General features: G+C 72.9%; 8 protein-coding genes. 6 read left to right on the top strand and 2 right to left on the bottom strand.

Annotation, left to right across the window (positions count from 1 at the left end):
* The 6 genes from OZN99_RS21145 to OZN99_RS21120 form a co-directional block, all read left to right on the top strand.
* A partial coding sequence (locus OZN99_RS21145) for an SAF domain-containing protein (protein WP_333779755.1) occupies positions 1-729 on the top strand: 729 nt, incomplete at its 5' end.
* Positions 730-789: 60 nt separating this feature from the next.
* On the top strand, positions 790-1,767 hold the full coding sequence (locus OZN99_RS21140; RefSeq protein WP_270937235.1) for a tripartite tricarboxylate transporter substrate binding protein: 978 nt from the start codon (positions 790-792) through the stop codon (positions 1,765-1,767).
* Positions 1,760-2,212: a tripartite tricarboxylate transporter TctB family protein gene (locus tag OZN99_RS21135; protein ID WP_270937234.1), complete on the top strand. Its 453-nt coding sequence runs from the start codon at positions 1,760-1,762 to the stop codon at positions 2,210-2,212. Before OZN99_RS21140 ends, OZN99_RS21135 begins: the two co-directional genes overlap by 8 nt.
* 12 nt (positions 2,213-2,224) lie before the next feature.
* On the top strand, positions 2,225-3,718 hold the full coding sequence (locus tag OZN99_RS21130; protein ID WP_270937233.1) for a tripartite tricarboxylate transporter permease: 1,494 nt from the start codon (positions 2,225-2,227) through the stop codon (positions 3,716-3,718).
* A 9-nt stretch (positions 3,719-3,727) separates the two neighbouring features.
* The gene (locus OZN99_RS21125; RefSeq protein WP_270937232.1) at positions 3,728-4,606 is read left to right on the top strand and encodes an NAD(P)-dependent oxidoreductase; all 879 of its coding nucleotides are present in this window, start codon (positions 3,728-3,730) and stop codon (positions 4,604-4,606) included.
* An 8-nt stretch (positions 4,607-4,614) separates the two neighbouring features.
* On the top strand, positions 4,615-5,580 hold the full coding sequence (locus OZN99_RS21120) for an amidohydrolase family protein (RefSeq protein WP_270937231.1): 966 nt from the start codon (positions 4,615-4,617) through the stop codon (positions 5,578-5,580).
* A gap of 6 nt (positions 5,581-5,586) precedes the next feature.
* Here OZN99_RS21120 and OZN99_RS21115 read toward each other — a convergent pair whose 3' ends face one another.
* Positions 5,587-6,567, bottom strand: a complete 981-nt coding sequence (locus OZN99_RS21115) for a Bug family tripartite tricarboxylate transporter substrate binding protein (protein ID WP_270937230.1) — start codon at positions 6,565-6,567, stop codon at positions 5,587-5,589.
* Between the two features lie 28 nt (positions 6,568-6,595).
* On the bottom strand, positions 6,596-7,461 hold an 866-nt coding region (locus OZN99_RS21110), incomplete at its 5' end, for a fumarylacetoacetate hydrolase family protein (RefSeq protein WP_270937229.1).

Raw genomic sequence — 7,461 nt, 5'->3', positions numbered from 1 at the left:
ATCGCCGCGCGCGCCGCGGCGCTCGCCGCGCTGCCGCAGCGCACCGTGCCCGACTACTGCGAGATGGCGCTGGTCGCCAACGCCACCGGCATGCCGTCGGCGCGGCCCGACTTCCACGCGCCGCTGGCGCGCACGCCGGAACTGCCGGAGCTGTACGGCCTGCGCAGCGCCGGGGGCCTGCTGGAGCGCGGCGGCGTGCTCGACGTGTTCAACTGCCTGCGCCGGCCGGACGAGGCCTCCTTCGCCGGCGGCGTGTTCGTGGTGGTGGAGCTGGCGGACCGGCGCACCGGCGACCTCTTCGCCGGCAAGGGCATCCCGGTCTCGCGCGACCGGCGCCGAGCGCTGATCTACAACCCCTCGCACCTGCTGGGCGTGGAGGCGCCGATCTCCGCCATGGCGGCGGGGCGGCTCGGCCACACCGTGCCGGACGACGCCTACCGGCCTGTCACCGACCTGGTGGCACGGGCGACGCGCGACCTTCGGGCGGGGCACCTGCTGGCGATCGAGGGCAACCGCCACGTGGTGCCGGGGCTGGACGCGCTGTTGCTGCCGGCGACGCCGGCGGCGGGCGCGGCGCCCGTGCCCTACTACATGGCCGTCGGCCAGCGCCTGCGCCGCCCGCTGGCCGCCGGCGCGATGCTGACCTGCGACGACCTCGAGCATCCGGCCGACAGCCTTCTGTGGCAGTTGCGCGCGGAGCAGGACCGCATGTTCCCGGCGGCCGGGTGACAGGCCGCGCGCAGCGCGGATAGGCTGCGCACCAACGACACGAGTGGGAGGAAGAGGAACATGTCCATGCGCATCACGCGCCGCGCCACGCTTGGCGCCGGTCTCGCCAGCTTCGCGGTCGGGGGGAAGGCGCTCGCCGCCTGGCCCGACCGGCCGATCACGCTGATCGTCCCCTACCCCGCCGGCGGCGGCACGGACATCGTGGCCCGCACGCTGGCCCCGCTGATGGAGCGCGAGCTGCGCGGCAGCATCAACGTGGTGAACCGCGCCGGCGGCGGCGGCATCACGGGCCATGAGGCGATCGCGCGCGCGCAGCCCGATGGCTACACGATCGGGATGATCACCAACGACCTGTCCTTCTACACGCATCTCGGCCAGTCCCGCCTGACGCATCGCGACTTCGCCAAGATCGGCCAGACCAACGAGATCGTCGGCAGCGTGACGGTGAAGGCCGACGGGCCCTACCGGAAGCTCTCGGACCTGCTGGACGCAATCAAGGCGAATCCCGGCCGGCTGCGCGGCACCGGCGCGGCGCCGGGCGTGAACTGGCATGTCGGCTTCCTCGGCATGATGGACGCGCTGCGCCTGGACCCGCGCAGCGTGATCTGGGTGCCGGCGCAGGGCGGCACGCTGGGCCACCAGGATGTTGCGGCGGGCGGCTCGGAATTCTCCACCTCCTCGCTGGCCGAGGCGCGCGCGCTGCTGGAAGCGCAGCGCGTGCGCACCCTCGCGCTGATGGGCGATGCCCGCGCCGAGCAGTTCCCGGACATCCCGACGCTGAAGGAGGAAGTCGGCATCGACTGGACCTTCGCCGTGGTGCACGGCATGGGCGGCCCGCGCGCGCTGCCCGCGGAGATCCGCACGCGCCTGGGCGAGACGCTGTCCAAGGTGCATGCCAGCGACGAGTTCCAGTCGGCCATGCGCCAGCGCACCATCCGTGCGGTGAACCGCCAGCCCGATGCCTGGGAGGCGATCCTGGAGCAGCAGCTGAACACCTATGGCCGCCTGCTGCGCGAGGCCGGGCTGGCGCGTGGCTGAGGCGATGCGCCGCATCGCCGCGGCGCTGCCCGTGGCGGTCGTCGGGCTGGCGGCGATCCTGCTGGCCCGCGACTTCCCGCCCATCCCGGGCCAGGCCTACGGCCCGGCGCTGTTCCCGACGCTGCTGGGCGCTGCGCTGGTGGCCTGCGCCATCGGGGTGGCGCTGCAGGCGCCCGGCCCGCGCGCCGAACCGGTCACGGCGCGCGGCCGGATCGCCGGCATCGCCTATGCGCTGGCACCGCTGGTCGTCGTGCTGGCCTGGGACGTGGCCGGCTGGCCGCTGATCGCCTTCGGCCTGGGCGCCGCGCTGCTGGTGCTGGGCGGCGCGAGGCCCCTGGTGGCGCTGCTGGCCGGCCTCGGCTTCGCCGCCGTCACCTGGGTGCTGTTCGCGATGCTGCTGCGCGTGCCGCTGCCGCGCGGACCGCTCGGCTTCCTGCCGTACTGAGGACGTCGCCGCATGGAAGCCCTCGCACGCGCCGTCGGGATGATCGCCGATCCCGAGGTGCTGCTGACCATCCTGCTCTCCTCCGTCTTCGGCCTGGTGGTCGGCTTCATCCCCGGCCTGACGGCGACGATGGCCACCGCGCTGCTGGTGCCCTTCGCGATGTTCCTGGACCCGGTCTCGGCCATCGCGGCCATCGTCTCGGCGACGGCGATGGCGATCTTCGCCGGCGACATCCCGGGCACGCTGCTGCGCCTGCCGGGCACGCCGGCCTCGGCCGCCTATGTGGACCATTCCTACCGGCTGGCCATGGCCGGCCGCGCCGGCGAGGTGCTGGGCGTCAACCTGGTGTTCTCCGCGCTCGGCGGCATCCTCGGCACCATCGTGCTGGTCGCCGCGGCGCCGACGCTGGCGGACTATGCGCTCAACCTTTCCTCCTTCGAGTTCTTCTGGCTGGCGGTTCTGGGCCTGTCCTGCGCGGTCTTCGTGGTCGGCGACAACGTGGCGAAGGGCGCGGCCGCGCTGCTGTTCGGCCTGCTGCTGGCCACCGTCGGCCGCGACTACACCTCCGGCTTCCCGCGCTTCACCTTCGGCGAGCCCGACCTGCTGGACGGCATCCCCTTCGTCGCCGCGCTGATCGGCTTCTTCGCCCTGCCGGAGATCATCCGCACCATGCGGGCGCCCGACGCGGATGGCGCCAAGCCGGTGGCGCAGGCCGCGCGCATCTTCGCCGGCATGGGCGGGGCGGTGCTGCGGTGGCGCTGGAACTTCCTGCGCTCCGGCCTGCTCGGCACCGCGGTCGGCGCGCTGCCGGGCGCGGGCGCGGACACCGCCGCCTGGACCAGCTATGCCGTCTCGCGCCGCATGTCGAAGGATCCGCAGGCGTGGAGCCGCGACAGCGTGGAAGGCATCGTGGACGCCACCAGCGCGAACAACGCCGCGCTGTCCGGCGCCTGGATCCCGGCGCTGGTCTTCGCCATCCCGGGCGACACCATCACCGCCATCGCCATCGCGGTGCTCTACCTGAAGAACGTCACGCCCGGCCCCTCGATCTTCCTCGAGAACGCGCACGTCCTCTATGCCGTGTTCCTGGCCTTCTTCGTCGCCAACCTGCTGATGATCCCGCTGGGCTGGCTGGCCATCCGCGCCGCGGTGCCGATCCTGCGCCTGCCGCGCAAGCTGCTGATGGCGCCGCTGCTGCTGTTCGCCTGCCTCGGCGCCTATGCGGTGGACAACAGCCTGTTCGGCGTGGGCGTCATGCTGGCCTGCGGCCTGGTGGGCTACTGGATGGAGGAGAACGGCTATCCCGTCGGCCCGGCCGTGCTGGGCATGGTGATGGGCCGGCTGGTGGAAGAGCACCTGATGACCTCGCTGATCAAGGTGCAGGGCGACCTGACGCGCTTCTTCGAGCGCCCGGTCGCGACGGCGCTGGCGGTCTTCACGCTGCTCGTGTGGCTTTGGCCGCTGCTGCGCTGGCTGCGCCGCGCGGCACAACGAAGGACGGCGTGAGCAGCCCCCATGCGCATCGGCTTCATCGGTATCGGCATCATGGGCGAGGCGATGGTGCGTCGCCTGCTGGACCGCGGCTACGGCCCCGTCACCGTCTGGAACCTGGAGCCGGAGCGTCTGGCGACGGTGGTGCCGCATGGCGCGGTCGCTGCCGAAAGCCCGGCCGCCGTGGCCGCGGCCAGCGACCTCGTCATGCTCTGCGTGCTGCACACGGAAGCCGTCCGCAGCGTGGTGTTCGGGCCGCAGGGCGTGGCCCAGGCAGCGGAGCCGCAGGGCAAGCTGCTGGTCGACCTCTCCACTGCCGATCCCGCCGCGACGCGTTCGATGGCAGGCGAACTGCGCGCGCGCACCGGCATGGGCTGGGTGGATGCGCCGGTCTCCGGCGGGCCGCATGCGGCGCGCGCGGGCAGCCTGACGGTGATGGCCGGCGGCACCGAGCAGGATGTCGCGACAGCCATGCCGGTACTGCGCGACCTGGCCGGCAACGTCACACGCATGGGCCCGGTCGGCGCGGGGCAGACCACCAAGGTGATCAACCAGGCCATCGTCGGCACCGGCTTCGTGCTGATGGCGGAGGCGCTGGCCCTGGCGGAAGCTGCCGGCATCGACGCCGCCGCCCTGCCCGGCTGCCTCGCCGGCGGCTTTGCCGACAGCGAATTGCTGCGCCGGATCTGGCCGCAGATGCAGCAGCGCCGCTTCGATCCGCCGGCCGGCTATGCGCGCCAGCTGCTGAAGGACATGCAGGCGGTGCGCACCTTCGCCGAAGGCCTGGGTGCGGACCTGCCCGTGGTCGCCGCCGCGGCGCGGCGCTATGCGGAATTCGTCGCGCAGGGCAACGGCATGGCCGACAGCGCCGCGATCCTGCGGCTGTATCGCCCGGACGGATGAGCCGACCCATGCCGCCCTCGCCCGAGCGATACCTCGCCACAGGCGACGACGCCGACCTGCCGGTGATCGACGCGCACCACCACATCTGGGACCTGCAGGCGAACCGCCATCCCTGGCTGTCGGAGGAGCCGCCGCCGCCCTTCCGCTACGGCGACAGCCGCCCGCTGCGGCGCACCTACATGCCGGCCGACTATCGCCGCGACGCCGCCGGGCAGAACATCGTCGCGACCGTCTACATGGAAGCCGAGCACGACCCCGCCGACCCGCTGCGCGAGACGCGCTGGGTGCACGCGGTCGCGGCGCGCGAAGGGCTGCCGCAGGCGATGGCCGGCGCTGCCTTCCTGGACCGCGACGACGCGCCGGCCATCATCGCCGCGCAGGCCGGCTTCCCGCTCGTGCGCAGCCTGCGCCACAAGCCGCGCGGCGTCAGCAGCGCCGCCGCATACGACCCGGCGCACCGCATCCCCGGTTCGATGCGCTGCCCGCGCTGGCGGGCCGGCTATCGCGTGCTGGCGGAGAGCCCCCTGTTCTTCGAGTTGCAGACGCCATGGTGGCACCTGCCCGACGCGCTGGAACTGGCGCACGACTTTCCCGGCACGCTGATCGTGCTGAACCACCTGGGCCTGCCGGCGGACCGAAGCGCCGCGGGCCTGGCCGGCTGGCGGGAAGCGATGGCGCGCCTCTCCGACGCGCCGAACATCCGCGTCAAGCTGTCCGGCATCTGCGTGCCAGGCCAGCGCTGGACGCCGGAGCTGAACGGCTGGGTGGTGCTGGAGGCGGTGCGGCTGTTCGGCGCCGCGCGCTGCATGTGGGCCAGCAACTACCCGGTGGACGGGCTGGTTGCCGGCTTCGCGGAGATCCTCGCGGGCATGCGCGCGATCACCGGTGCGTTGCCGTGGGCCGAGCGGCTGCGGCTGTTCCACGGCACCGCGGCCGAGACCTACCGCGTCGGCACGGCCGACGCGGCAGGCTGAATCGCGTCAGCGCCCCGGCACCAGCCCGGCCAGGCGCACCAGCTCCAGGCTCGCAGCGCGTTCCCGCGTGATGACGTCGGCGAACTCCTCCGGCGTGGAGCCGATGCCGTTGAAATACTGCGGCGCCAGCATCCGCGCGGCGAAGTCCTCGTTGCGGACGACGTTGCGCACGGCGGCCGACATGCGCTGCACGATGGCGTCCGGCGTGGCGCCCGGCGCGCACAGGCCCCACCACGGGCCGGCATAGGGGAAGGCGTAGCCGAGCTCGCCGAGCGAGGGGGTGTCCGGCAGTTCCGCCAGGCGCTGGCTGCCCAGCACGGCCAGCGGGCGGATACGGCCCTGGCGGATCTGCGGCAGCGCGAGCGCCAGCGCGCCGTAGCTGAGCTGGACACGGCCGCCGACCAGCTCCCGGAACGCATCGCCGATGCCGCGGAAGGGGATGTGCTCGATCTGCAGCCCGTCGCGCGCCTTCATCCATTCGAACAGCAGCTGCTGCGCGGATCCGCTGCCGGATGAGCCGTAGTTCAGCCCCTGCCGCCCGCGCGCCCAGGCGACGAAGTCGCGCAGGTCGCCGGCCGGCGTGTCGAGCGAGGAGACGATGACGCTGCGCGCGCTGGCCATCTGCGACACCGGGCGCAGCGACGCGTAGCGCGCGAAGAGCTCGGGTTCCACATGTGGCACGCTGGCCATGTTCTCGATGTTGACGGCGCAGAAGGTGGTGCCGTCCGGCGTGGCCTGGGCGCAGGCCTCCAGCCCGATCACGCCGTTGCCGCCGGCGCGGTTCTCCACAACGACGGAGGTGTTCAGCTCCTGCCGCAGCCCTTCCGCGATGGCACGCACCAGGATGTCCAGGTTGCCGCCCGGCGGCTGGGCGACGATGATGCGGATGGGCCGGCGCGGCCAGTCCGACTGCGCGCGCGCCGGCAGCGCGGGCAGCGCCAGCGCGGCGCCGAGCAGCGTGCGCCGTGCGATCATCTGCTTGCTCATTCCCGTTCCCCTCCCGTTGTCCGGCGCGTCAGGCTTCGTCGGCGACCGTGTTGCGCAGCAGCCCGACGCGGTCGATCTCCACCTCCACCACGTCGCCCGGCTTCAGCCAGAGCGGCGGCGTGCGCTTCGCCCCCACCCCGCCCGGCGTGCCGGTGGCGATCACGTCGCCCGGCTCGAGCCGCGTGAAGGTGGAGCAGTAGGCGATCTGCGTCGGGATATCGAACAGCATCTCGCCCAGCGTCGCATCCTGCACGACCTGGCCGTTCACGCGCGTGACCAGGCGCTGCGGCCCGATCTCCCCCACCTCGTCCGGCGTCACCATCCACGGTCCGAAGGGACCGGTGCCGACGAAGTTCTTGCCCGGCGTGAACTGGTGCGTGTGGCGCTGCCAGTCGCGCACGCTGCCGTCGTTGTAGCAGGCATAGCCCGCCACCTGCGCGAAGGCGTCGCCCTTCGCGACATGCCGGCAGGCGGTGCCGATGATCACCGCCAGCTCGCCCTCGTAGTCGAAATCGGTCGAGACCTTCGGGCGCACCAGCGGCGCGAGGTGCCCGACCTGGCTGTTGGCGAAGCGCGTGAAGATGGTGGGGTTGCCCACGACCGAGCGTCCGGTCTCCTTCCGGTGCTCCTCGTAGTTCAGCCCGATGCACAGGATCTTGTCGGGGTTCGGGATGACCGGCAGCCATTCGATTGCGTCCAGCGCGATGCGCGGCGCACCCGCGGCGGCCTCCCGCGCCGCGGCCAGCGCGCCAGCGGCGATGGCCGAGCGCAGGTCCGGCAGGCGTCCGCGCAGCACGGCGCCGACGTCGTGGATGACGCCCTCGCCGACGACACCCCAGCTGGCGGTCCCGGCGTGACGGAAGCTGGCGAGCTTCATACGGCGATTCCCATCGT

Source organism: Falsiroseomonas oryzae, from assembly GCF_027856955.1.
Lineage (GTDB): Bacteria > Pseudomonadota > Alphaproteobacteria > Acetobacterales > Acetobacteraceae > Falsiroseomonas > Falsiroseomonas oryzae.
The sequence above is the reverse complement of the archived record's forward strand: the minus strand, read 5'-3'. Positions and strand labels throughout refer to the sequence as shown.